The sequence below is a fragment of the Aureivirga sp. CE67 genome (assembly GCF_015767245.1).
Lineage (GTDB): Bacteria > Bacteroidota > Bacteroidia > Flavobacteriales > Flavobacteriaceae > Aureivirga.
In genome coordinates, this window is record NZ_JADOTV010000008.1 from 110954 (window position 1) to 137228 (window position 26275).

Below are 26275 nucleotides of genomic sequence, written 5' to 3' on the forward strand. Positions count from 1 at the left end.
TGTAAAGACATATTTGCATTGTCAAAATTAATAAAGTAGTTTAGCGTAAAAAAGATGAGAAAGAGTTTGCGCTACAATCAAAACGCTATAAATTTTAAAAAGAAACCTATTTCCATTCAAAAAATAGGGAAATTGAGATTTTGGTTTGGAATTATATCGGGAGTATTTTCAGCATTTTCTATTGCTTTATTTATAAATCATTTCAGAGAATCATATCGATACTTAACTAGTTTTTCTTCAGAATTAATCGTTTTTTCGGAACAAGAACAAAATTTCTACAATCTTTTTGTTTCAACTTTTTCAATCTCTTTAGGGTTTTCATTAACAGTCTGGATTTGGTTATATAAACCTTTTAAAGGAAGAATGAAAATTCGATTTTTCAAACAATTATCGAATAGTATAGTCTTGTATTTCTTTTGGCTTTCGCTAATGGCTTTTTTTACTATAGGATATTCTCTTGCTACTATTTATGGATTGTTTGGATTCAATATGAATCTTAATTTATCTGAAGAATTCAAATATTTATTTATTTTAATTCCAATTGTATTTTTTTATCAAAACTGGTTGATTTTAAAGCTTCAATATCGAATTATTAAATGGTTCTTTTATTCTTTACCAGTTTTCTTAATCATAACTTTAAGTGTTAATTATGTATCTTCTATCAATCCTGAAACTTTAAATAATAATTATTTCAAAAAATATGAAAATGAATATAATTATATTGATTTGGAAGTTTTAAATGCTAAAAACAATTATGGTATTTTACTTAGTGAAGAAACTATAAAAACTTTGAAAAAAAAATATTCTAATGAATCTAGGAAACAGATTCAAAAAATAAAATATTCCTTTTCAAAAAATTATAAAATTTCATTAGACACAATTCTGTTGCAAAAAATGATTATTTGTAATGTAAAGAAAAAATCAAGATATTATAACTATAATAGTTTGTATAATTGGCAATATGCTCTTCCTGACGACATTTTGAAGCAAATTGAGAATTATCCAAGAAATCAAAATGAAATTAAAGAGTTATTCAACATTTTAGAAGAACAAATATTTCTTATAAATTTTCATTTAAACAACTCTGATTCAACTGTTTTAAAAAATGAATTGGACAAACGAAGATATTTGGTTTCAAAAAATTATATTCCAGAAGTTTTAATTGAAAATCTACAATCCGTTTTAGATAGTTTGTCTAAAAATAAAAAATATCAGAACTATTATAAAGATTTATCTCCTTTAAAAACAAAACCTAATTGAACATCTTATATTTAAACAAAGAATCAATTGTAATTAACTATAAATAATTTAATATTATATTTAATAGAAATTATAATGAATATGAGTATAGATAAAGCATATAATAGTTGGGCAGAACAATATGATTCTAACCTAAATAAAACAAGAGATTTAGATCAAAAAGCTACAATTGAAACTTTAGAAAAATACAATTTCGAAAATGTTTTAGAACTAGGTTGTGGAACAGGGAAAAATACACAATGGCTATTAAATAAAGCTTCGAAAATCATTGGTTTAGATTTTTCTGATGAAATGCTTAAAAAAGCAAAAGAAAAAATTAATGATGAAAATATTATTTTTCAAAAAGCAGATTTGACCAAAAACTGGGATGTAGAAAATGGTTTTGCAGATTTAATTACCTCAAGTTTAACGCTGGAACATATCGAAGATTTAAATCACATTTTTGCGCAAGCAAATTTAAAAATGAAAGAGGAAGGAATCTTTTTTATTTCTGAGTTACATCCTTTTAAACAATATTCTGGAAGTAAAGCAAAATATGAAACAGAAGATGGAATCCAAGAATTAGAAGTTTATATTCACCACATTTCAGAATATATAGAACAAGCAAAACAAAATGGTTTTTCTTTGATTGAATTAAATGAATGGTTTGATGAAGATAACAAACAACTTCCAAGATTAATTTCATTTGTTTTTAAGAAATAAAAATCTTTAAAAATAATTTTAGAAGAAACAGACTGCTTTTTGGTAGTCTGTTTTTTGTTTAAAAAAATTATATATTAGGAGATCTTAAAAAAATAAAAATTAAACGCTATGAAAAAAATCACTTTACTCCTATTCTTTCTACTTTTTCAAATATCTTTTTCTCAAACTTATAATACAAATGAAATTATACAAAAAGCTGAATTTTATTTAAAAGAAGCTGTTGGCGAAGATTTATTCTCCTATTTTAAATTTGATGAATATTCTTATTATGAGTATCAGAAAAGAAATAAGAAAACAAAATTCAAAAAAATTAAAGCGGATAAGAAAACTAAAGATAAATTGATAAATGCAGAAGTTCGATTTGTTTTTATGCATCCTGATCTAAAAAAATATAATTTATTCAAAACTTGTTATATAGAATTGGATGAAAAATTAAATCTAAAAAAGCCTATTGATTTAAGTCGAATTCCAAAATATATTTTAAAAAATAAGTCTTCTAATTGGTTGAAAGAAACAAAAATTGATGAAATAATTCAATCTCAAAAACTAAAAAAAACTAATTCCCCAATATATAAACAAGTTATTTTTAATGAAAAAACTAATACTTTTGTTTGGGAAGTACGTAATATTCTTTTCCAAGATAAAATCAGATATGATTTTGAAATATTTTATATCGATTGTATTACAGGAGACGCTACAAAACCACAAACCCTGAGAACTTTTGTTGCCATCTGTTATTAATTTTAAAGCTCAGATTCAATTCAATTTTACTAAATAAAGAAATTTCATTTGTATACTTTATGTTAAAATACTAGTTTTAGCAAAAAATTGAAATATAACAAACACAATTAAATTAAAAATGAAAAAATTACTATTACTTTTATTTATCTTCTGTACTACAATTGGATATTCTCAAAAGCTTTATACAGCTGTACAAAAAGGAAAAGCAAAAAAAGTGAAATCTTTATTAAAAAGAGGTTCGGATGTAAACGAATACAGTCAAAATGGTTTTTTTCCATTATGGTCTGCTTGTGCTAATAACGATTCTGAAATTACCAATATTTTAATAGAAAATGGTGCGAATGTAAATCAATTAACAAAAGGTTTGGAAGCAAATATTTCTTCTCTTGCATTTTCAAGCCAACAAGGTTATTTTGACATTGTAAAAATCCTAGTAGATAATGGTGCAGATGTAAATAGTAAAGGAAGAAGAGATTTTACTCCTATTAGAATTGCTGCGCAACAAGGTCATGTTAAAATTTTAAAATACTTAGCAGAAAACGGAGCGGATATCGATTTTAGAGCAATGGATGGTGCCACTCCTCTTGAACATGCTGCCCAAAAAGGACATTTTGAGATTGTAAAATATCTTATTGAAAAAGGTGCTAATGTAAACAATCAAGATGCTGATGGAGATTTTCCTGTGGCAATGGCAGCAATTACAGGTAGCACAAAAACGGTTCAGTTATTAATTGATAACGGAGCAAATGTTAACTTGAAAAATAATGAAGGTAAAACGGCTTACGATATGGCTTTAGAAAAAGGTCAAAAAAGAATTGCTAAACTTTTAAAGAAACACATGGACTAAATTTATATAACAATTTAGATAATCATGTAAAAGAGGAATGTTTTTTAGTTAGAACATTCCTCTTTTATTTTTTAATATTTATTTTTTCAACATCAAATACCCTATCCTATTTATTTTTACAAACCTTTCTTCCCAATATATAATTTCAATCTTTTTATCCACATATTTTTTTAAAAGCTTATCTATTTTATAATTATCCTCAGAATTTATAGTTACAATCTGATTTCTAGAAGAAAACTCATTTCCTTTTAATAACAACTCAGCATCTTTGTAAAATTACCAATTTGAAATTGTATCTATTTCTGTTTTTGCTAAAATGGAATTAGATAATGTTATGAATGAGATTAAGAAAAGTAGTTTTAGGTTTGTTTTCGTAGTCAATATATTTAATTCAAAGCAATATTTCTAATAAAAATATAAAAAATCTATCAAAATTTCCTTCTAAAGCTCTTTTTTCCAATCATTCATTATTATAAATAATCAAAAGAAGAAAAAAAACAAACTCAATCAATTAGTAATAAAGACATTACACATATTAAAAACTAATGTTAATTCCCGTAAAAAAATTACGGTAATCATTAATTTATTATATATTTGAAAAAAACATATATTGTGATAACAAAATTTTCAGTTACAAATTTCAAAAGTTTTAATGAAACTTTCACATTAAATCTTGGAGAAATAAATGGATATGAATTCAATAAAGAGTGTATTAAAAACAATGTAGTTAATAATGCACTAGTTTATGGTCATAATGGAGTTGGAAAATCAAATTTAGGACTTGCTATATTTGATATAATAGTACATTTAACCGAGTATAATTCTAATGAAAATGAATATTCATATTATACAAATGCATTTAACAACTCAGATGTTGCCAGCTTTGAATATGAATTCAATATTAATTCTAAAAAAATATTATATAAATATCAAAAATCTAGTAATAAAATTATAATTTCAGAAGAGTTTTATATTGACGGGGAAATTCTTGCCAAAATTAATCGAAATGAAAGTGATTTAGCTACTTTTAACTTTAAGGGAACTGAAACTCTTAATAATAAAATATCAAATAACAAATTATCGATTTTAAAATATATAAAAAATAATTCTATCTTAGATAAAAAAGACACTTATAATGAAACATTTTTGACATTTTTTAATTTCATTGATGGAATGCTATTTTTTAGATCTTTACAAGATAATATATATCTTGGACTAGAAATTGGTATAAAAGATGTCGTTGAAGATATTATTGAAAATGGAAATTTATCAAATTTCGAAAAATTTTTAACAGAAGCAGGTATAGATTGTAAATTAAGTATAATTAAAGATTTAGATGGTAAAGATATTTTAGCAATGGACTTTAATGGTAAATCTCTTCCTTTTTTTGCAATAGCATCACAAGGTACAAAAGCTTTATCATTATTTTATTTTTGGTTTCAAAGGCTCAATGATACAGGAAAAGTTTCTTTTCTATTTATAGATGAATTTGATGCTTTTTATCATCATGAATTATCAGCTTTTTTAGTCAAAGAACTTAAAAAGACTAATGTACAATTTATACTAACGACACACAATACTTCTATTTTAACAAATGATTTATTGAGGCCTGATTGTTATTTCTTAATGAAGAAAGATTCAATAAATAACCTTTCAAGGTTAACTAGTAAAGAATTAAGAGAAGCACATAATATAGAAAAAATGTATAAAGCAGGTTCTTTTTATGAATAATATCTTATTTGTTTTTGAAGGTAAAAAACCTGAAACTTCAATATTTGAAAGTTTTAATAATTGTTTTCCTAATGAAAAATTTAATATTCATTGTGCTTACTATACAACTATTTATAACTTTTACAATAAAATATCAAAAGATGAAGATTTCGATACGTTTTCAATTTTAAAATCTCAACCTCAAAATAAAGATATTTTGAATAGTTTCAATAGAAATGATTTTGCTGAAATATATTTATTTTTTGATTATGATGGTCATACATCATCTGCTGATGATGAATTACTCATTTCTATATTAAGCTTTTTCAATGAAGAAACAGAACATGGAAAACTTTATATAAGTTATCCAATGGTTGAAGCTTTAAGACATTATTCAGATAAATTAGATTTCAAAAATTTGACAGCAAAAATATCTGAATTGACCAATTATAAAGGAAGAGCTAGTACAGAATCTGAAGATAAATATAAGCACTTTCATCAATATACAAGCGAAATTTGGTTACATTTAACTGAAGAACATCTGTCTAAATTAAATTATATAATCACAAATAACTATATATTTCCTAGTAAATATTATGAGCAAATTAAATTATTTGAAAAACAAAAAGAAAAATATATAGAGACTAATGAATCTGTTTCTGTTTTGAGCGCATTTCCTCTATTTATTTTTGACTATTTTGGAAAAAATTACAAAGAAAAACTATCATAAAAAAACAAAACCCAACCAGAAAAAATCTAGTTGGGTTTTGAAATTATATAAAGTTTAAATTATCTCTATTTTCTCTTCATCACCAATTCATAAACACAAGGAATTACAATCAGATTTAAAACCGTTGCAGAAAGTAATCCTCCAAGAATCACAACTGCCATTGGACTTTGAATTTCATTTCCAGGTTCTCCTCCTTTCATTGCTAAAGGAATCAAAGCTAAACCTGTGGTAAAAGCAGTCATCAAAATCGGATTTAAACGATCCAATGCTCCAATTTTTAATAATTCAAAACCTTGTTTTCCTTCTTTTCGTAAATCTTCATATTTAGAAATCAATAAAATTCCGTTTCTTGTTGCAATTCCAAAAAGACTAATAAATCCAATCGTTGCAGCAATACTAATTATTCCAGAAGTAAAATACACAATCAGAATTCCACCAATCAACGCTAAAGGTAAATTGATTAAAACAATAAATGAAAGCTTGATATCTTTAAACTCATAATACAACAAAAAGAAAATAATCACAATCGCAATCATAGCTGTAATTAATAGCATTTGCGATGCTTTTGCTTCACTTTCAAACTGTCCTCCATATTCCACACGATATCCTTCTGGCAATTTCACCTCAGCATTTACAATATTCTGAATATCATTTACCACACTTCGTAAATCTCGTCCTTGCACATTTGCAGCAACCACAATTTTTCGCTGCACATTTTCTCTACTTATTGTATTCGGACTACTCACAGATTCTACAGTTGCCAATTCTCGCAAAGGAACTTGTCCTCCTTCTGGCAAATGAATCCAAGTTTTTTCAATTTTCTCTTTTGTATCTCGATTTTCTTTTTGCAAACGAACTACCAAATCAAAATACTTTTGTCCTTCATAGATTTCTCCTGCTTTTTCTCCTGCCAAAGAAATATCCATTTGCTCTAAAAGTTCTTTCACAGTCATTCCATGAGCAGCCAACATTTGTCTTTTCGGAACAATTCGTAATTGTGGAACTTCAATCTGCTGATCTACGGCAACATCTGCAATTCCATCGATAGCTTTAATTTTCGTTTCTACATCTTTTCCAACTTCAAAAAGTCTTTGTAAATCTGAACCAAAAATCTTAATCGCAATATTCGCACGAGTTCCAGAAAGCATATGATCAATTCTGTGAGCAATTGGTTGTCCAAGCGTTATATTTACTCCAGGAACTACACTCAATTTTGTACGAACTTCTTCAAAAAATTCTTCTTTTGTTTTATCTTTTAAAGTAAAAGGAACATCCACTTCGGCAGCATTTACACCTTGTGCGTGTTCATCCAATTCTGCTCGTCCTGTTCTTCTTGTTACCACATCTACTTCTGGTAATTCTAATAAAAGTTGCTCAACTAATTTCCCTGTTTTATTACTTTCTTCTAAAGACATTCCAGGAATTCCAACAACACTGATTACCAAAGAACCTTCATTAAATTCTGGCAAGAAACTTCTTCCTAATTGCGATAAAAACACTAAACTTAAAACAAAAACTCCTACTGTAAATCCAATAATGATTCTCGGAATTTTCAATGTTTTTTCTAAAATAGAAGCATACCATTTTTGTAAAACTCTTTCGATTTTTGTTCCTTCTGCTTGCTTCCCTATTACTTTTTCATTTTTAAGTAAAAAAGAACATAAAACTGGTGTAACTGTTACAGCTACAATCAAAGAAGTCAGAACAGATGTGATAAATGCAATTCCAAGTGGTTGCAATAACCTTCCTTCCATTCCACTCAAGAAAAATAATGGAACAAATGAAACGATGATAATTAACGTTGCTATAATAATTGAACTACGAATTTCCATCGAAGCAATTTTCACCACTTCTAAAATTCCTAATCGTTCTTCTTTTGGTTTTTGCACATTTTCTCTTAATCGTTTAAAAACATTTTCCACATCAATAATTGCATCATCCACCAAAGCTCCAATTGCAATTGCCATTCCTCCCAAAGACATCGTATTAATTGTATATCCTAAAAGTTTTAAAACAATAATAGAAACTAGAAGTGAAATAGGAATTGCCAATAGAGAAATCACCGTTGTTCGCCAATTCATCAAGAAAATAAATAAGACTAAAACAACAAAAAATGCTCCTTCTAAAAGTGTTTGATTTAAATTATTAATTGAAGCTTCGATAAAATTTGCTTGTCTAAAAATATGACTTTGAATTTCAACATTTTCTGGAATAGTTTTCTTTAAATCTACAATTGCTTCATCCAAACTTTTTGTCAACTCTAAAGTATTCACATCTGGTTGCTTCGAAATTGTTAGAACAACAGCAGGTTTTCCATTTAAAGATCCATCTCCAATTTTATCTGAAGTTCCAATCTGAACTGTCGCAACATCTTTAATTTTAATCGCTTGCCCATTCTTATATTTAACGATACTTTCTTGTAAACTTTCCAAATTATAAGCTCGTCCACTTCCTTTGATGATATATTGATTTCCATGTTGATTAATCACACCTCCAGGAGCATTCAAGTTTGCTTCTTGTACTTTTTCTAAAAGCTCTGTAATACTAACATCATAATAATTCAATTTTTCTGGATTTGCAAAAACTTGATATTCCTTATAATCTCCTCCGATTACAATCACATTTGCAATTCCTCCAATCGATTTAATTCTTGGACTAATTGTCCAATCTGCTAAAGTTCGAAGTTCCATTGGTGACAAACTATCCGAAGTAACTCCAAGTAACATTACTTCTCCCATAATCGAAGAAATCGGTGCCATCGTTGGTGTTCCAACTCCTTCTGGTAAATTCTCACGAACCATCGGAATTCTTTCACTTACGATTTGTCTAGCACGATAAATATCCGTTCCCCAATTAAATTCTACCCAAACAATAGAAATTCCAGCAGCCGAAGACGAACGAATTCGACGAACATTTGGCGAACCATTCATTGCTGTTTCTAATTGATAAGTAACTAATTTCTCTACTTCTTCCGATTCCATTCCATGTGCTTCTGTCAAAATTGTAACTGTCGGTGCAGTCAAATCTGGAAACACATCCACGTTCATTGTACGTGTGAAATAAATTCCTGTCATACTTAAAATCACAGCGATTAAAAGGACTAGAAATCTATTTTGTAACGATATTGATAAAATTTTATTTAACATAAATCCAATCCTTTTTAGTGTGCATGTCCGTGAGCTGGTGCTTGTCCTGACATTGAAGCCATTTTCACTTGGTACGCACCTTTTGTCACTACAAATTCTTCTTTCGAAAGCCCTTCTTTAACTTCGACAAATTCTCCGTTTTGCTTTCCAATTATTACTGGTCTTCTTTCAAAAGTTTCTCCGCTCAATTGAACAATTACAGAATAATTCCCATAATCTTCTAATAAAGAATTCACAGGAACTACAATTCCTTTTGCTCCATTTCCAACAGCAATTTGTACTTCTGTAAATGCTCCTTCAGGTTTTAAAACAGCATCTTCCACTTTTGCTATTACAGAAACTATCGGATTTTCAGCATCTACTTTTTTCCCTACAGATAAAACTTCTCCATCTGTTTTCTTCAAATTCGACCAAGAATCTGTTTCTGGTTGGTACCAAATATTTTGAATCTCACTTAATTTTTCTGCATCCGAAGCACTCACTTTTGCTTCTAAAATATTTGATTGTTGACTAGAAATTGTAAACAACATCGCTCCTTCTTCTACAAAATCACCATTTCTTTGTTTTACATTTTTAATAAATCCAGAAAATGGCGCTCTGATTTGTTTTCCTTTTGAAGAAAAATTTGAAACTAAAGATTGATAAGAAGCTTTTGCTACTTCAAATTCTTTCTTCGATTTTAAAAATTCTGATTTTGCAATGATTTTCGAATTGTATAATTCTTTTTTTCTATCAAAATTTGATTTTGCTTCTTCAAAATTTGCTTTTGCTTTTGCAACATTCGAGTTTAAATTATTCGCTGAAAACTCTTTACTTTCTATCATTAAAAGTAATTGTCCTTTCTGAACTTTTGCACCTTCTACAATTTTTTCATTAGCAAAAGAAACAGTTCCACTTGCTGTTGCATTTAAAACTTTCGAATTAGAATTCGATGTTTTCCAAACTCCAGAAGTTGAAATCATTTCATAAATTTCCATTTCTCGAACAGGTTCAGTTTTAAATTCCATTTTCCAAGCTTGTTCTTTTAAAAATGAAATCGTAGCCTCATCTTCCGTAGCTGGATTTGCTTTTCTAGCAGTTTCTAAATCAGCATAAACTTCTACATCTTTAATTACAATTTTATCCGAAAATTCAGGTGTTTGAATCTCAAAAATCAAGGTCCCTTTTCCTGCTTTTTTCGGTTGTAATTTTGGAGAAAAAATTCCTGGAGAAGATGGCGCGTTCACTGTATGCTTAATCCCTGAATTTCCAGAAATAAAACTTACCGTTACTTTTCCTTCTGTAATAGGTTTGTGTTTTTTCATCGTTGTAAAATGAGCAGCAAATCGACTTGTTTTTCCAACTACTAAAACTGGAAATTCAACAAATAATTCTGATTTCTCTGTCCATTTTGTAAAATCTATTCTTGGTGTTTCTTCAAAATGTCCACCATTTGCATCATGTGCGTGTCCATGATCTTCTTGTGCTTTTGGGCTACAAGAAACTATTGCTAAAGCAATGATTATATATAAAAATCGCATTGTTTTTTTTGTTTTAATAATTATTTAAATCACAAAATGCTGGGATACCTCCCCGCCCGTTGGGCACCCCTCCTTTTTTAAAGGAGGGGAATTTAAAATTTAATTAGTGAGCTTTGTGCTCAGTTCCATCTTCATGTTTGTGCGTTTTCTCCGCTTCATGTTTGTGGTGATCTTCACCTTCTTTGTGTTCGTGAGTAGAAGTTGTGTCTTTTACTTTAAACTCTTCTTGTTCATGGTGATCTCCATGTTCGTGGCTATGTCCACCTTCTCCGTGGTCATGTCCTCCATCTCCATGATCGTGTCCGTGATCAGAGTGTTGCTCTGTTCCGTGATCATGTCCGTGACCCTCATTTTTCTTTTCTTTTTTTGGCGTACAAGCCACTGCAAAAACAACTAATCCTGCAATTAATAATTTTGTGATCTTCATAATATTTAATTTATAATTGGTATTTAAATAATTCTGCTTGAAGCAAATAAAGTTCTTTTTTCATTTCTAAAACTTTATTTATCGCTTGTTCGTAAAAATGATTTTCTTGGAAATATGTAATGAAATCAATTTCACCTAATTCATACGCTTTCAATAATAAAGAGGAAGAATTCATCGACTCTAAAGTCTCTTTATAAGCTTCGTATTTACTCAAAATTGTTTGATATGAATTGTATTTCTGTTGAAAATCAGCATACAGTTTCAAAGTAGATGCTTCCGTTTCGATTTTTGTTGATTCATAATCGATTTTCGCAGCTTTCACTTTGTTTTTATTATTCCATAGCGGAATCGAAATTCCTCCATAAAGTCCAGAATAATTATTTCCTGCAACACCTTGATAATTAAAACCAGCTGTTAGATTTGGCAAAGATTTATTCTTCGAAAGTTTATATTTCTGTAAGGCAACAGTTTCCTTTTGCGAAATTTGCTTCAACATAAAATCGTTCATTTTCTTTTGTTCCCATAATTCACTTAAAGGCGCCAAATTTACACTTTTATCAAATGCTAGAATAGAAAAATTTAATGCTTCTCCTCCATTTAAACTCTCCAAAGAAAGCTTCTGATTTTGAATTTCCGTTTGTAACTTTTCGAAATCAAATTGTTTTTGCAACCAAGCTATTTTAGCCTTGTTTTGGTCTAAAATTCCAATTTGTTCTTTTTCAAAAAGTTGTTTGGTTTGCTCATAAACTTTCTCTGCTTTTTGAATTCTTTCTTCTTCTAACTTCATCAAATTTTGTAATGAAATTAGTTTGATTAGTTCTTTTTTAGCAGAAAATAAAACTTCTTGTTTTTTTAATTCATAAACATAATCCAAACTAGTTTGCTCATTTTTAATCCATTTTTTTCTGGAAATATAAACTGTTGGAAATTCGAAAGTTTGTGAAATTTCAAACTCTGTGTAATTTCCATCTGAATGTTCTCCCCATGGTAAAAAATAAGCCCCAACTTCAGGGTTTGGAAGATTATTTTCTGATTTTAATTCTAGTTTTTTACTTTTTATATAAGTAGCAAAAGCCTTTAATTCTTTATTATTTTGTTCTATTTTTTGTAGAATATTCTCCACTTTTTCTTGTGCATTTAGCTGAGAAAAAGCAAATAAACTACAAATAATGAAAACTATATTTAGTCTCATTTTTTGAGATGATTTGGAAGAGTTTGAGTTTGTTGGGTGAATAAAAACACACCCCTAGTCCCTCTCAAGAGGGGAACTTTCAATAACAGATAAATTTAAATTAGAATACTATCTGTAAACAAATAATTTACAAACCCTTTTATTAATAAAATAATTGATTTTTTGGATAAAGAGATTTATCCGAAATGTAGAATTTAGGCAATTGTAGGTGGAGCTCTTAAAGCAATATTTTGAAAAACATAGGATTCGTAGAAAGGTTCTTCATAAAGAAAATTTCTATGTAAATCAAGTTTTTCAGCAATTGTATAATAGCCATCTGTGAAAACAAAACCAATCTCTGAAACTACTTTTTGAGTTTTAGTAATTTCTGATTTGAATTTTGAAATTGTTACATCTTCATATGTATGAACTGAATGTGCATGTCCTTCTAAATCAATCGGAAGTTTGGATTGTAACTCTGAAGTATCTTGCTTTTTTTCATCTGAAGAATGATGATGGTGTGAATGTCCATCGTGTGAATGATTATGCGTAGTTTCCGAAGAAACTAATTTGTGATGAATATGGTGAATATGCGGCAAAGCATTATGAAGAATCATAATACTAATCACACTTAAAAGTAAAAAGGCTTTTATTTTCTTTAGGTAATTCATCAAGTGCAAAGCTATGGTATTTTTTTATATTTTAGAAAAAGATTCTATTCAAAATCTTTTTTACCTTTATTTGTACTCTTAAAATAAAAAATTGTTAAATGCAAGAAGTTACTAAAATTCAAAATCTACATACATTTTTAAGTGAATATGGGTTATTTGCTACAGGAATTATAACATTAATTGTTTTTTTAATTAGAGATATCATTTCTTCAATAGTCGAAAGTATTAAAAATAAAATCAAAAAATCCAAAGAGGCAAAAAATAATAAAATACTCTTCAAAAAAATGGTTATAAAAACCTTAGATGATTTAAATAATAAAATTGTTTTTTTTCAAAAATCAAATCAATTATTTGATATCGAAAATTTAAAACCCAATTATACAGAATACAAATGTTCAACATATTCAGAACATATTCATAATTTCAATATCTCACAAATTATGAACAGTTTATCTAGTTTAAAATTAGATAACGAATTTCAGGATTTTTTAGAAATATTGGAAGAATTAAAATTTGAAAAAGAAACAAATATTATTGAAATTAATGAATCATCAACTAGATTAATAGAACTGAATTCTTTACTAAGAAAACAAATAAGCATGTGTGAGTTAGAATTTTACAAATTCATTAACACACAATTTATAAAAGAGAATTTTTCAAAAGAAACTCTATCACATATTGAAGAAATTAAAAACAAAGGGAGTTATGAAACTAGTAATGGAATTATTCATATTTCTTTTAAAAATGTTTATGATAATAATAAAAAAATGATAGGAATAATCAATAACTCAGAAGTGAGCACAAACTTGAACTGTATGAGTTTTATGATTATTCTGATGGAATATTGCGATATTTTTGATCAAAATAAAGATTTAATAAATAGTATAAAAAATTACAATAATAATCTAATAGAAAACTCAAATAAAAAAATTAAAAAACTGGAATCTATAAAATACTTTTTAAATAATTGATTTTTTTGCTACATTTACTGTAATAATTAAAAACAATTATGAAAATAACAATACCACAAAAAGATGCTACTAATGATCAGCCTTTATTAGCTTTATTCGATATTTTAGGACAAAACTGGAGTTTGAGAATCATCTGGAGTTTGAAAGATGGACCTTGTAAATTCCGTGAATTATTGTACAGGTGCGGAACCTCATCTCCTACTACTTTGAACAAAAGAATCAAAGAATTGAAGAATTTACATTTGCTAGAATTGAGCAAAGATGGCTATATTTTAACACCGCTTGGTTTGAGTTTATGTACGCAATTAAATTTATTAAAACCGTGGACAAAAGAATGGGCTAGAAAATTTCCATCATAAAAAATGAGACTGTTTAGGCAGTCTTTTCGTTTTTTTATTATTAGCTAACAGAAACTATTATTTGATTTATTAATTCCAAAATAGTAGCTTTAGCAAAAAAATAAGTAAAAATGAAAACCGAAAATTCTATTTCAAAAACAAAAAATGCGCTACTAATTCTTCCTTCTGAAAATGAAACAAACAAAGACCTTCTATTCTTAAAAGAAAACTTTTGTGGAGAAATTATTGAAAACTTAAACCAAACTAAAGAAAATCAAAAAATATATGTTTGTGGTGATTTAAAGGATTTTAATAATGAAAATAAATCTGTTTTGATTATTAAAGAACTTTCTACAAATTATGAAAATCTAGAAAATTTTGAACTTACGGATTTGGGAAAAACTCCAATTCTTTTTCATGATGCAGGAATTTTATATCGAAATTTATTCAATGATGAAGATTATTTTAAATGGGTGGAATCTGAACATGATTTTCAGGAATTGACTGAATCTATTAAAAATACAAAAGCCTTGCGTTCTGGAATCTATATGACAGATGTAAAAAAAGAAGAATCTGATGAAAATGGAGAAATCTTGCATTATCATCTTTTGAGATGTTCTAGCAATCTAACTGGGCCGACAGATAATTTTAGAAATTCAGATAGAAAAATTATAAAACGTTTAAATGATTGTGCGAAGGATGTTTTTGAAAATGACACGGATTTGAATCATGTTTTGGCGCAGATTTATAGAAATAAAGTTCAAGAGAACGGGAAGCAAGCAAAAGCAAAAATCAAAGCGCATTCGGACAAAACAAAAGATATGGACGAAAATGGTTTGATTGCTTTTTGTACTTTTTATGATAGAACTGAATTTGAGCAATTAAAACCTTCTAAAAAAGATCCGTTTGATTGGACTTACAAAAATGTCAGTGGACTTTCTAGACTTTTGTTTAAACTGAAAAAAGATATTACCGATTCTTCTTTGGTAAAGGAATTTAGTGTAACGCTTTATCCGAATTCTGCCTTTATTATTCCACTTTCTACAAATCGTTTGTACACACACGAAATTCGAACTTCGATGTTGAATGTAGATCAAATTCCTGTGAGAATGGGCTATGTAGCTCGTTGTTCGAACATGAAAGCGCAGTATAAAAATGAGAATGTTTATATTCAGGAAGGTGATGAACTTTTGAAAATGGTTGAAATGACGGAAGAAATGCGTCAAGATTTGTATAAGGATTATAAAAAAGAAAATGATACTAAGGAAAAAGTGGATTATGAAAAAATTCGTTTTAGTATGAATGTTGGAGATTATAAAAAGCCGATTTATTAGTTTTATATTTCATTAAAAATAATAAAGATGTCAAAATACAATCCAAAAATCCACAATCGTAAATCAATTCGTTTAAAAGGTTATGATTATTCAAAAGCAGGATTGTATTTCGTTACAATTTGTTGTCAAAATCGCACACATTTTTTTGGTGAAATAAAAAATGGTGAATTATTTTTAAATGATGCAGGTAAAATGATTTGTAAATGGTATTCTGCATTAGAAAACAAATTTCCAGATATCAAATGTCATGAAATGATTGTGATGCCAAATCATTTTCATTGTATTATTGAAATCACCGATTCCACCGTAGGGATTGACCAATGTGTCAATCCAAACCAATGTGTCAATCCTAATCAATGTGTCAATCCAGATGATGAACCAAATTCTGTATTGGATGAACACGCTGGTTCATCCCTACGAGTTGGTTCATCCCTACATCAAATCATACAATGGTTTAAAACCATGACGACAAATGAATATATTCGTGGTGTAAAAAATCATCATTGGAGACGATTCGATAAAAAATTATGGCAGCGAAATTATTGGGAACATATTATTCGAAATGATGAATCCTTTGATAGAATATCTAATTATATAAAAAACAATCCGGAAAATTGGGAAAAGGATAAATTGAAAATGTGAATTGAATTACAGTTTAAGTATTTCAGATACTAAAACACCTAAGGAATAATAGCAAATATAAAAGCCCTATAATTAGCATTACAGGGCTTTTATATTATTTTTTTAATCCTGCATCTTCTAGCACATCTTTGTCTAATTTTTCTTTGTAATAGTAGATCTTAATTTTATCTCCATCTCTAAAAATAATATTATCTCTTTTATAACCTCTACTTGCTAATTGATTTATTTTTTCATCAAATTTTTTAAAATCTTTGGTTCTTTCTTTTTTAAATTCTAAAGTATTTTTATTCAAAATAGATTTAAATGAATATTCCGTTAAACCTGTATATTTACAGTACGAAGGTAATATTTCAGAATTTTCTTTAAAATTTTCTAAACCAATTTCCGATAATATTCCTTTAGATTTTGTATTCGGAATTCCCCCAATTTCGATATAATAATTTTCTTGATATTCAAAAACAGAAATAGCAACTGCTCCAGATTTCATTTTTTTCAAGAATTTATCAGTCTCAGACCATGTTTTCTTTTTTTCCTTTTTTAAATATTTTATTTGTTCAAAATCGGTAACATTAAAATCTATATCTTGATTTTCTCCAACATGAAATTGTTTTAAAAGTTCTTTAGTCGAAACATCAAAAATTGAAATATACATTTCCTTTCTCGAACAGATTATTTGAAATAACAGATTATTATTAATAAAAGAGTTTGACTTATATTTTTTAGAACTTTTATAATCTTTTCCTTTTTTAAAAAACATTTTTAATTCGAAAGAAAAATCATTCAAATCGATTTCAATACACTTTGTATTCTTCTCACTAGCATCCATGACGATAAAATAAGAATCTTGATTTACATAGGTTTTATTTTTCTTAGCAGCTTCTTCTATTAAGGTGATATTGTTTGAGGAAATTTGAGCTATTTTATCATTTTTCAAGATATCATAAAGTTTATTCGAATATTTTGATTCTTTGAATTTATATTTAGATAAGTCTACCACATGTTTTCCTGTATTTTCGGTTCCTTCAAACTTATAAAAATTTAAAATCGATGATTTTTTTTCAATAAAAACTAAATAAACCGACTCTCCTTTTACTATAAAATCAACAAAATTTTGTTTTTCAAACTCTAAAGAAATTTTTATTTCTTTTGAATTTCCTGTATTCATTTCCATAGAACGAATTGTAAATCCAGATCTTGAATTATTTGAAAAATAAAAAAACATTTCACCTTTATTGAACAATCCTCCCATTAAATTTGTATGATCAAAATTTTCATAAGGAATTTTATGTTCTTTTATAAATTCATTTTCAATAGAATATTGTTTTACCCAATATGTATTTAGCTTTTCAGTGATTACATAGTAATTTTCATCTTTAACAATGGGAGAAACAAAATTTGTGGTATAACTAGCATTTTCTGTTAAACCATTTGTATCAGGCCCTGTTACTCTCATTCTTGGGGCTTCAACACCAACCCCTACTGAAACATTGACTTGTGCGGATAATTGATAAAAAGCACACATCAGTGCTATCAAAAGTACTCTTTTTAATTTCATTTTTTAATTTTTATAAACTTAGAGAAAATCTCTATATCGTTTTATTTATTCATTGCAATATTATAACATTTCTAAGTTAAAAAAATAATTTATAGTTAGAATTTATTATTCAAGTAATTTACAGCGTTAGGGATTGCAGCGGCATCCTTTTTTGCTTTTCTTCATAAAATTGGTTTAGCAAAAAAGATATAGTGGAAAGCTCGGCCTTTTTCTGAGTTTTTTTAGAAACGAAGAAAAATGGAAACGCCCAAATTTAATTAACTTTGAAGGCTATTAATTTAGATTACATTTCAGAATGAACGAAAAACCTAGACTTTCGAGATTGACTTCTATTATCACCATTTTACAATCGAAAAGGATTGTGACAGCCAGATATCTTGCAGAAAAATATGATGTAAGTATTCGAACAATTTATCGTGATATTCGAACGTTAGAACAATCTGGAATTCCGATTGTGACAGAAGAAGGTAAAGGCTATTCTCTGATGGAAGGTTATCAACTTCCACCTGTACTTTTTACAGAAAATGAGGCAAATGCTTTGATTACTGCTGAGCAATTGATTTCGCAAAATAAGGACATTTCTTTTAGTGAAAATTATAGTAGCGCAATTACGAAAATCAAGTCGGTTTTGAAATATTCTCAGAAAGGAAAAGCAGATCTGTTGGCGAATAGAATTTATTTCAATACTAATCAAAATGCAGAAAAATCTAGTAATAATTTGATGATGATTCAGTCTGCAATTACTAATTTTCAAATACTACAAATTGAGTATTTATCTTCGGATAAAAAATTGACAAAAAGAATTGTAGAACCTTTTGCAGTATATAGTATTCATGGGAATTTTTTGCTAATTGCTTTTTGTAGATTGCGAAATAATTTTAGAGCTTTTCGTATTGATTATATCCAATCCTTGTTAGCTACAAATGAAACTTTTTCTCCGCATAATATGACGATTCAAGAATATTTTGAAAATTATATAAAAAAATAATACACCCCTGACACACCCTTGTCACAAGTCCATTTTACATTTGCATTAAATCAAATTTAAACGCATATAAAATGGAAATTTTCAAAATCATTACACTTTCATTATCAGGAATTCTATTAACATTTGTTGGTCTTTCTAGATTAGTAAACCCTCTTAAAACTTATTATAAAAACTCAGGAATTTCTCTTCACAAAGACACTAATTTATTGAATGAAATTCGTGGTTTGAGCGCAGTAATGTTTCTTTCTGGGTTGTTGATTCTATTAGGAATATTTTTACCAAAATTCACTTTTACTTCTTTTATTATAGCTATACTTATTTTCATTGGTTTTGCTATTGGAAGAGTTTTTAGTATGAATTCTGATGGAAAACCGAACAAACAGATTATGCAAGGTATTTTTTCAGAAATTATTTTGGGAGGTTTGAATATTTCATATTTGATTTTAGCTATGATCTAAAATTACTACAATAAAAAAAGGTTGTACTTAATTGTACAACCTTTCATTAAAATATTTAAATTTTGATTAATAAAGAACTACTTTTTTCAGTACTGAATTATTTTTAGACTGAACTCTTACAAGATAAGTTCCTCTTGCAAGCGCAGAAACATCAATTGTGTTTTCCTCCGCTCCTTTTCGATCTAAAATTATTTTTCCTGACATATCTAAAATATAGATTTTCTGAACTTTAATATCGCTTTCAATTGTTACAATATCTTTTGCTGGATTTGGATAAATTTTGATCATATTTTCAGTGATAAACTCATCCTCTACTCTCAAGTCTGTTGTAACTTTTACCATAAACTCACAAGAATGTGTATTTCCGTAAGCATCTGTCAATTCTAATGTTACAACATGCTCTCCAATTCCTAGCTCTGTTCCTTCCTCTGGTGACTGTGTGAAAGTTACATCTTGACAATCATTTTGTGTTGGAATATCTACTGTGAAATCTTCTAAAGTATAAGAACCTCCTTCTTCAACTAAAATAGTTTGTAATTCTGGGCATGTAAAAGTTGGTGCTGTTGTATCCACTAATTCTACCATGAAACTACATTCTGACTGATTTCCTGCAGTATCCGTGAAAGTCATAATTACTTCTGTACTTTCTGTAATCAACGTTCCTACTTCTGGAGATTGAGTTATTGTAACTTCTCCTCCACAATTATCTGATAATAAGTAATCAAATGTAGTATAATCTGGAATTTCAAAATCACAAGTATCTTCTAAATCAATCACTTCGTTTTCTGGACAATTTTCTACAATTGGAGCTTCTAAGTCTTCAATAATTACATTTTGAATTACTTCAATTTCATTATCATTTCCATCATTAAAAATCCAAACAATTTCATGAGTTCCTTGTTCATTAAATTCTAACGAAGAAGTTGTTGTTGCAGTGATTTCACCAACACAATTATCTGTCGTTGTTGGGAAAGTTATATCTGTTACTGACAACTCACATTCTGCTGTTAATGTTTCTAATTCAATCATTTCTGGAGCAGTTGTATCATCAATTGTTATTACTTGAATAACATCAATACTATTTCCATTTCCATCGTCAAAATTCCAAATAATTTCATACGTTCCTTGCTCAGTATAATTTAATTCAGAATCTGTTGTAGCTGCAATTTCTCCAGCACAGTTGTCCATTGTTGTTGGAATAGGAATTTCTGCTTCAAAAATCTCACACTCTGCTGTGATATCAGCTATCTCAATAACTTCTGGATTCGTAATATCATCAATGATTACATTTTGAATCACTTCAATTTCATTATCATTTCCATCATTGAAAATCCAAACGATTTCGAACGTTCCTTGTTCTGTAAAGTTTAAGTTAGATTCCGTTGTTGCTATGATTTCTCCCGCACAATTATCAGATGTTGTTGGAATTACGATTTCTCCTTCTAAAATTTCACATTCCGATGTTAAATCTGCTAACTCGATAAGTTCTGGATTTGTGATATCATCAATGATTACATTTTGAATCACTTCGATTTCATTATCATTTCCATCATTGAAAACCCAAACAATTTCGAACGTTCCTTGTTCTGTGAAGTTTAAGTTAGATTCTGTTATTGCTGTGATTTCTCCTCCACAATTATCCATTGTTGTTGGAACTACGATTTCTTCTTCTAAAATTTCACATTCTGAAGTCAAATCTGCTAATTCAATAAGTTCTGGATTTGTAATATCATCGATAATTACATTTTGAATCACTTCGATTTCATTATCATTTCCATCATTGAAAATCCAAACGATTTCATAAGTTCCTTGTTCTGTGAAGTTCAAGTTAGATTCTGTTGTTGCAGTGATTTCTCCTGCACAGTTATCCATCGTTGTTGGAACTACGATTTCTTCTTCTAAAATTTCACATTCTGAAGTCAAATCTGCTAATTCAATAACCTCTGGATTTGTGATATCATCGATAATTACATTTTGAATCACTTCGATTTCATTATCATTTCCATCATTGAAAATCCAAACGATTTCATGAGTTCCTTGTTCTGTAAAGTTTAAGTTAGAGTCTGTTGTTGCTATGATTTCTCCTGCACAATTATCCATCGTTGTTGGAACTACGATTTCTTCTTCTAAAATTTCACATTCTGAAGTCAAATCTGCTAATTCAATAAGTTCTGGATTTATGATATCATCAATGATTACATTTTGAATCACTTCGATTTCATTATCATTTCCATCATTGAAAACCCAAACAATTTCGAACGTTCCTTGTTCTGTGAAGTTTAAGTTAGATTCTGTTGTTGCTGTGATTTCTCCGGCACAGTTATCCATCGTTGTTGGAACTACGATTTCTGCCTCTAAGATTTCACATTCTGAAGTTAAATCTGCTAACTCAATAACTTCTGGATTCGTAATATCATCAATGATTACATTTTGAATCACTTCGATTTCATTATCATTTCCATCATTAAAAATCCAAACGATTTCGAACGTTCCTTGTTCTGTGAAGTTTAAGTTAGATTCTGTTGTTGCTGTGATTTCACCCGTACAATTATCCATCGTTGTTGGTGCCACGATATCTTCTTCAAGTAACTCACATTCTGCAATTAAATTATCCAATTCAATAACTTCTAATTCTGTATTTTCATCAATAATGATATTTTGTGTTTGTGAACTTATATTTCCACTTTCATCTTCAAAAGTCCAAGTTACAACAGTTGTTTCAGTAATTGGAAATATAGCATCATTTGTAATTATAACATTAGATGAACAATTATCTGTAACTTCTGGATTTTCTATTGATGTTACTTCACATTGTGAAGTTAAATCTTGTATCTCTCCAATATTAGATATCGATTCAAAAGACATTTTATAAATGGCATTTTCGTCCTCTGAAGATAAATATAGAGTATTATTGTTGTCAGAACTTAAACTAATAAGTCCTCCAGAAAAAGAATTAATCAATGTTGAAGAAGCACTATCAACATTTGATTTATAAACAGCTCCATCATAACTACTAAAAAATACCTCATCACCTTGAACACAAACAGCAGCAGGAGAAGAAATACTAGTAAAAATATTAGGGTTTGATATAGGTTGTGGCTGTGTTATATCTACTTTATAAATATTTCCATCTCCATTATCACCAATAAATAAATAATTATCCTTAAAATCTAAACCTGTAGGCCAACTTAAACCTGTAACAACATTAGTTACCTCTGGATCTAAAACAAAAGGATTTAATTTAAAAACCCTATCCCCTTCTATATCTGCACAATACAATTCATTTTCATAAAATGCTAATCCTCTTAATGTTCCTAAACCTGTTTTTACATTTTCTATCTCTTGAGTTGCAATTGTATATTTATATATTACTCCCTGACTAGAAGATAAATACAATACTCCATTATGCTCTACTAAACCAAAATAAGTTGCTGTTCCATCATATAATTCTACCAAAGTACCTGATGGATCTGAAAGAGAATAAGAATATAAATTAGAAGAACCCCAACTAACAAAGTATGCTAAATCACCTACAATAACTTGCTCTGCAGGTACATTTAAACCGTCTAAAACCATCTCTGGCGTTCCATAATTAAATGTAGACGAAATTCCTCCTAAAACTTCTGGAGCTGTAGTATCTTCAATAATAACATTTTGTATCACTTCTACTTCATTCCCATTTCCATCATTAAAAATCCAAGTGATTTCATGAACTCCTTGTTCTGTAAAGTTTAAATTTGATTCTGTTGTAGCAGTTACTTCTTCTGTGCAGTTCATTAATACAGTAGGAGCTTCAATATCTCCTTCAAGTAATTCACATTCTGCGGTTAAATCATCCAATTCAATAGCTTCCAGAGCTGCATTTTCATCGATGATGATATTTTGCGTTTGTGAACTTATATTTCCATTTTCATCTTCAAAAGTCCATGTTACAACAGTTGTTTCTGTAATAGGGTAAGAAGCATCATTTGTAATTGTAATATTAGATGAGCAATTATCTGAAACTACTGGATTTTCTAATGAATTAATATAACAAGAAGTAATTATATCTTCTAATTCACCATTTGCAAATGTAGATTCAAAAGACACTTTATAGATTGAATCATCAGATTCTGAAGTTAAAAAAAGAGTATTATCTCTAGATGAAAAATCTAAAAGACCTTCAACAGGTAAATCCAAAATTAACTCTGCATTACCTACAGAAATATCAGATTTATAAATTTCTCCATTATAATTCCCCATAAGTATTTCATCTCCTAAAATATAAACAGAAGCAACCGTTGGAATATTTAAAAATACAGTAGGATTAGTTACAGGTAAAGATCCCGTAATATCTACTTTATGTACATTTCCATTATCATTATCAGCAATAAATAATTGACCATCTTTAATTTCAATTCCCATTGGCCATACTAATCCTGTTACAACATTTATAACATCTGGATCAGAAACAAAAGGATTTAATTTAAAAATTCTATCTTCTGTAGGATCTGCACAATACAATTCATTTTCATAAATAGCTAATCCTCTTAGGTTACCTAAATTTGTCTTAATTGTTTCTACCTCTTGTGTTGCTATTGTATATTTTTTTATCACTCCAGATGCTAAAGAAAAATACAAAATACCATTATGTTCAATTAATCCATAAATATTACTTGTTTCAGTATGTAATATTTCTAATGTTCCAGCTGGGTCTGAAACAGAAAATGAATATAAACTGTTTCCCTCCCAAGAATTAAAATAAACTTTATCATTACTAACAATTAGTTCAGTAGGAAGTTCTAAATCATTTATTATAAGTTCTGGTTCTCCAAAATTAAATGTAGTTTGAATATCTTCTCCTACTACTATTGGAGTTTCATTATCCTCAATTATTACATTTTGAACCACATCAACCTCGTTTCCAAGACTATCTTTAAAATTCCAAATAATTTCATAGGTTCCTTGTTCTGTAAAATTTAAATTAGATTCTGTTGTTGCTGTAATCTCTCCTTCACAAACATCAATTGCAACTGGAATAATAATTTCTGCTTCTAACATTTCACATTCAGCTGTTAAATCTGCTAAATCATTTATTTCAGGTGCTTGATTATCTATAACTGTTACATCAAAACTACAAGAATGTATATTTCCTAAATTATCTGTTAAAGTATAAGTCGTAGTTGTTGTACCAACTGGAAAAACTCCTCCTGAACTAACACCTGCTGTTAATTGTAAATTATCATATAAAAAGGAGATTTCATTTTCAATCAAGTTTTCATAATTTTCAATTTCAAAATCAGAAGCTGCAAACCCATGGTAAAAACTATTCTCATTATTACTAAGAATTATTGCTGCTTGATTAGCTTCAGCTTCTGTAGTGTGCCCAGCAAGAGCAGTTGAAGAAGCATCAGGCTCTAAAATATCTCCATTATCTTCACCTCCATTATCTCCAACAACAGTAAAATCTACTATTTGATTTGGGTAATTAAAAACTGGATTAGCATCTGACCAAATATAAATTGGCGTTGGTGTATTATAGGATACTGTGTTTGAAACTCCTAAAATTTGTTGTAATACTGGACTTGAATTTAAATTCCAATAATGCATAATCAATTTCCCTCCATTATCTAAATAATTTGAAATTGCTGTGATTTCATCATCATTTAAAGAACTAGAATACACTTGAAGAATTGCTATATCCCAACTATCTGATGTAAGTACTGTATCTAAATTACCATCACCTCCATAATAAGTAGCATTCACACCTAGTTCTGTAAGCTTTGCATTCAAATTATGTCCATAATCATCTTGTAAATAATTTAATACTTTTAATTCACTATAATTTATTTCATTTATAGAAGAACAATCTCCAGAAATAGTTGGTAAATCATAAGTAACAATTGCTCCACATATACTTGGATCATAATTCACTGTTACTGTTTCAGGACAAATTATCTCTGGACTAATAATTTCTGTGATTTCAATATCAATAGAACATTCTGTAAAATTACCGTTAGAATCTGTAGCAGTAAAAGTTACCGTTTGTGTCCCTAATTCTAAAATCGTTCCTGGAGTAGGGTTTTGTGTTATTATTGGTGCTATTCCAGAATCATCTGTAGCTACTACTTCTGAAGTTAAATCAGCTAAAACACCATTACAAGGCATAGATGCTGGTACATTTGCGCATTCAACTATTTCTGGATTTGTAATATCTGAAGAAATAGAATACTTAGTTACAGTATCATTTACATAAGCAGAGTAATATATATTATGGTTATCAAATGCAAATCCATATGGTGCAATAAATCCTGAAATAAAAGTAGAAACAACTGGTGTTGGATTGCTAATATCAATTTGTAAAATACCACTTACTGCTAAACCTGCATACAGTTTATTATCTCTTAAAGATAATGCACGTAATGATCCGTGTCCTGAAGTAATAATCGTATGTCCAGAAGATAGGTTTAAAAGATCTATTTTAGAAATACTACCATTTTCATCCGAAAAATACAAATCATTTCCCTGTATAGCTAAACCATATATTTCTGAAGAATGGGTGAAAATAGTAGTTAAACTTGGATTTGGATCTGAAATATCAATCTTATGGATTTTTTTCCCATTCCATTCAGAGATATACAAATCATTTCCATTTAATACTAATTCTTCTGCTAAATCAAATCCAGAGACAACTGTTGAAACAGTTAACGAAGGATCTGTAATATCAACTTTTGATACAGTAGTGTTTGTTGAGATATATAAATCATTTCCATTCAAAAGCATCCCACGAGGTGTATCCAATCCTGTAAGGATTTCTGTTGCTGAAGTTGTAGAAAGATCCGAAATATCTTTTTTATAAAGCTGTCCACCTGAAGTTGCAATATATAAATCGTTTCCATTTAAAACAATACCCGTTGGTTGAGATACACCTGTAACTACATCAACTGATTGCGCTACTATTGTTGCTAAATTGAAAAAGAGCAACAATAGGAAAAAAGTAATTTTTTTTGTCATAATTTTCCTTTTATTAATTTTTGACAAAAGTATAATTTTTTAACTTAAATATTTAATAAACAAACATTTAC

19 protein-coding genes are annotated in these 26275 nt (G+C 28.6%); 12 read left to right on the forward strand and 7 right to left on the reverse strand.

From position 1 onward, the window contains the following. Positions 1-54: 54 nt before the first annotated feature. From I0K12_RS11405 to I0K12_RS11430, 6 genes are all read left to right on the forward strand, one after another. Complete coding sequence (locus tag I0K12_RS11405) at positions 55-1260, forward strand: hypothetical protein (RefSeq protein ID WP_196888163.1); 1206 nt, start codon at positions 55-57, stop codon at positions 1258-1260. Positions 1261-1341: 81 nt separating this feature from the next. Beyond that, positions 1342-1962, forward strand: a complete 621-nt coding sequence (locus I0K12_RS11410; RefSeq protein WP_196888164.1) for a class I SAM-dependent DNA methyltransferase — start codon at positions 1342-1344, stop codon at positions 1960-1962. A gap of 108 nt (positions 1963-2070) precedes the next feature. Beyond that, positions 2071-2703 (forward strand): hypothetical protein, encoded by a 633-nt coding sequence (locus I0K12_RS11415; protein ID WP_196888165.1) that lies wholly within the window; start codon positions 2071-2073, stop codon positions 2701-2703. Between the two features lie 118 nt (positions 2704-2821). Further along, positions 2822-3550: an ankyrin repeat domain-containing protein gene (locus I0K12_RS11420; protein ID WP_196888167.1), complete on the forward strand. Its 729-nt coding sequence runs from the start codon at positions 2822-2824 to the stop codon at positions 3548-3550. A gap of 612 nt (positions 3551-4162) precedes the next feature. Continuing rightward, positions 4163-5281 carry an AAA family ATPase gene (locus I0K12_RS11425; RefSeq protein WP_196888169.1) on the forward strand — a complete coding sequence of 373 codons (1119 nt, stop codon included), beginning with the start codon at positions 4163-4165 and terminating at the stop codon, positions 5279-5281. Continuing rightward, entirely contained in the window at positions 5274-5990 is a 717-nt protein-coding gene (locus tag I0K12_RS11430) for a hypothetical protein (protein WP_196888171.1), read from the forward strand. The genes I0K12_RS11425 and I0K12_RS11430 overlap by 8 nt, the downstream gene beginning before the upstream one ends. Before the next feature lie 65 nt (positions 5991-6055). Here I0K12_RS11430 and I0K12_RS11435 read toward each other — a convergent pair whose 3' ends face one another. The 5 genes from I0K12_RS11435 to I0K12_RS11455 form a co-directional block, all read right to left on the reverse strand. Next, on the reverse strand, positions 6056-9136 hold the full coding sequence (locus tag I0K12_RS11435) for an efflux RND transporter permease subunit (RefSeq protein ID WP_196888173.1): 3081 nt from the start codon (positions 9134-9136) through the stop codon (positions 6056-6058). Positions 9137-9150: 14 nt separating this feature from the next. Beyond that, a complete protein-coding gene (locus I0K12_RS11440; RefSeq protein ID WP_196888175.1) occupies positions 9151-10656 on the reverse strand; it encodes an efflux RND transporter periplasmic adaptor subunit in 1506 nt (501 codons plus the stop codon). Between the two features lie 103 nt (positions 10657-10759). After that, complete coding sequence (locus tag I0K12_RS11445; protein WP_196888177.1) at positions 10760-11083, reverse strand: hypothetical protein; 324 nt, start codon at positions 11081-11083, stop codon at positions 10760-10762. Positions 11084-11093: 10 nt separating this feature from the next. Further along, entirely contained in the window at positions 11094-12275 is a 1182-nt protein-coding gene (locus I0K12_RS11450) for a TolC family protein (RefSeq protein WP_196888179.1), read from the reverse strand. Between the two features lie 194 nt (positions 12276-12469). After that, entirely contained in the window at positions 12470-12925 is a 456-nt protein-coding gene (locus I0K12_RS11455; RefSeq protein WP_196888181.1) for a hypothetical protein, read from the reverse strand. 98 nt (positions 12926-13023) lie between these two features. Between I0K12_RS11455 and I0K12_RS11460 the strand changes: the two genes are divergently transcribed. From I0K12_RS11460 to I0K12_RS11475, 4 genes are all read left to right on the forward strand, one after another. Continuing rightward, positions 13024-13896 (forward strand): hypothetical protein, encoded by an 873-nt coding sequence (locus I0K12_RS11460; RefSeq protein WP_196888183.1) that lies wholly within the window; start codon positions 13024-13026, stop codon positions 13894-13896. Between the two features lie 38 nt (positions 13897-13934). Beyond that, positions 13935-14255: a winged helix-turn-helix transcriptional regulator gene (locus I0K12_RS11465; protein ID WP_196888185.1), complete on the forward strand. Its 321-nt coding sequence runs from the start codon at positions 13935-13937 to the stop codon at positions 14253-14255. Between the two features lie 110 nt (positions 14256-14365). Further along, on the forward strand, positions 14366-15568 hold the full coding sequence (locus I0K12_RS11470; RefSeq protein ID WP_196888187.1) for a hypothetical protein: 1203 nt from the start codon (positions 14366-14368) through the stop codon (positions 15566-15568). Between the two features lie 27 nt (positions 15569-15595). Beyond that, positions 15596-16210 carry a transposase gene (locus I0K12_RS11475; RefSeq protein WP_196888189.1) on the forward strand — a complete coding sequence of 205 codons (615 nt, stop codon included), beginning with the start codon at positions 15596-15598 and terminating at the stop codon, positions 16208-16210. 94 nt (positions 16211-16304) lie between these two features. Here the strand turns inward: I0K12_RS11475 and I0K12_RS11480 are convergent, their stop codons facing one another. Then, a complete protein-coding gene (locus tag I0K12_RS11480; RefSeq protein WP_196888191.1) occupies positions 16305-17765 on the reverse strand; it encodes a hypothetical protein in 1461 nt (486 codons plus the stop codon). A gap of 295 nt (positions 17766-18060) precedes the next feature. Between I0K12_RS11480 and I0K12_RS11485 the strand changes: the two genes are divergently transcribed. After that, positions 18061-18753 carry a helix-turn-helix transcriptional regulator gene (locus tag I0K12_RS11485; protein WP_196888193.1) on the forward strand — a complete coding sequence of 231 codons (693 nt, stop codon included), beginning with the start codon at positions 18061-18063 and terminating at the stop codon, positions 18751-18753. Between the two features lie 71 nt (positions 18754-18824). Next, on the forward strand, positions 18825-19211 hold the full coding sequence (locus I0K12_RS11490; RefSeq protein ID WP_196888195.1) for a DUF4345 domain-containing protein: 387 nt from the start codon (positions 18825-18827) through the stop codon (positions 19209-19211). 66 nt (positions 19212-19277) lie between these two features. On the opposite strand, the gene I0K12_RS11495 is transcribed toward I0K12_RS11490, so the two are convergent. Then, positions 19278-26204 (reverse strand): HYR domain-containing protein, encoded by a 6927-nt coding sequence (locus I0K12_RS11495; RefSeq protein WP_196888197.1) that lies wholly within the window; start codon positions 26202-26204, stop codon positions 19278-19280. Between the last annotated feature and the right edge of the window lie 71 nt (positions 26205-26275).

Bases quoted from the DNA above. Each gene is read 5' to 3' on its own strand.
- I0K12_RS11405 (WP_196888163.1), top strand. From the start codon at position 55: ATGAGAAAGAGTTTGCGCTACAATCAAAACGCTATAAATTTTAAAAAG.
- I0K12_RS11410 (WP_196888164.1), top strand. From the start codon at position 1,342: ATGAGTATAGATAAAGCATATAATAGTTGGGCAGAACAATATGATTCT.
- I0K12_RS11415 (WP_196888165.1), top strand. From the start codon at position 2,071: ATGAAAAAAATCACTTTACTCCTATTCTTTCTACTTTTTCAAATATCT.
- I0K12_RS11420 (WP_196888167.1), top strand. From the start codon at position 2,822: ATGAAAAAATTACTATTACTTTTATTTATCTTCTGTACTACAATTGGA.
- I0K12_RS11430 (WP_196888171.1), top strand. From the start codon at position 5,274: ATGAATAATATCTTATTTGTTTTTGAAGGTAAAAAACCTGAAACTTCA.
- I0K12_RS11435 (WP_196888173.1), bottom strand. From the start codon at position 9,136: ATGTTAAATAAAATTTTATCAATATCGTTACAAAATAGATTTCTAGTC.
- I0K12_RS11440 (WP_196888175.1), bottom strand. From the start codon at position 10,656: ATGCGATTTTTATATATAATCATTGCTTTAGCAATAGTTTCTTGTAGC.
- I0K12_RS11445 (WP_196888177.1), bottom strand. From the start codon at position 11,083: ATGAAGATCACAAAATTATTAATTGCAGGATTAGTTGTTTTTGCAGTG.
- I0K12_RS11450 (WP_196888179.1), bottom strand. From the start codon at position 12,275: ATGAGACTAAATATAGTTTTCATTATTTGTAGTTTATTTGCTTTTTCT.
- I0K12_RS11455 (WP_196888181.1), bottom strand. From the start codon at position 12,925: ATGAATTACCTAAAGAAAATAAAAGCCTTTTTACTTTTAAGTGTGATT.
- I0K12_RS11460 (WP_196888183.1), top strand. From the start codon at position 13,024: ATGCAAGAAGTTACTAAAATTCAAAATCTACATACATTTTTAAGTGAA.
- I0K12_RS11465 (WP_196888185.1), top strand. From the start codon at position 13,935: ATGAAAATAACAATACCACAAAAAGATGCTACTAATGATCAGCCTTTA.
- I0K12_RS11470 (WP_196888187.1), top strand. From the start codon at position 14,366: ATGAAAACCGAAAATTCTATTTCAAAAACAAAAAATGCGCTACTAATT.
- I0K12_RS11475 (WP_196888189.1), top strand. From the start codon at position 15,596: ATGTCAAAATACAATCCAAAAATCCACAATCGTAAATCAATTCGTTTA.
- I0K12_RS11480 (WP_196888191.1), bottom strand. From the start codon at position 17,765: ATGAAATTAAAAAGAGTACTTTTGATAGCACTGATGTGTGCTTTTTAT.
- I0K12_RS11485 (WP_196888193.1), top strand. From the start codon at position 18,061: ATGAACGAAAAACCTAGACTTTCGAGATTGACTTCTATTATCACCATT.
- I0K12_RS11490 (WP_196888195.1), top strand. From the start codon at position 18,825: ATGGAAATTTTCAAAATCATTACACTTTCATTATCAGGAATTCTATTA.
- I0K12_RS11495 (WP_196888197.1), bottom strand. From the start codon at position 26,204: ATGACAAAAAAAATTACTTTTTTCCTATTGTTGCTCTTTTTCAATTTA.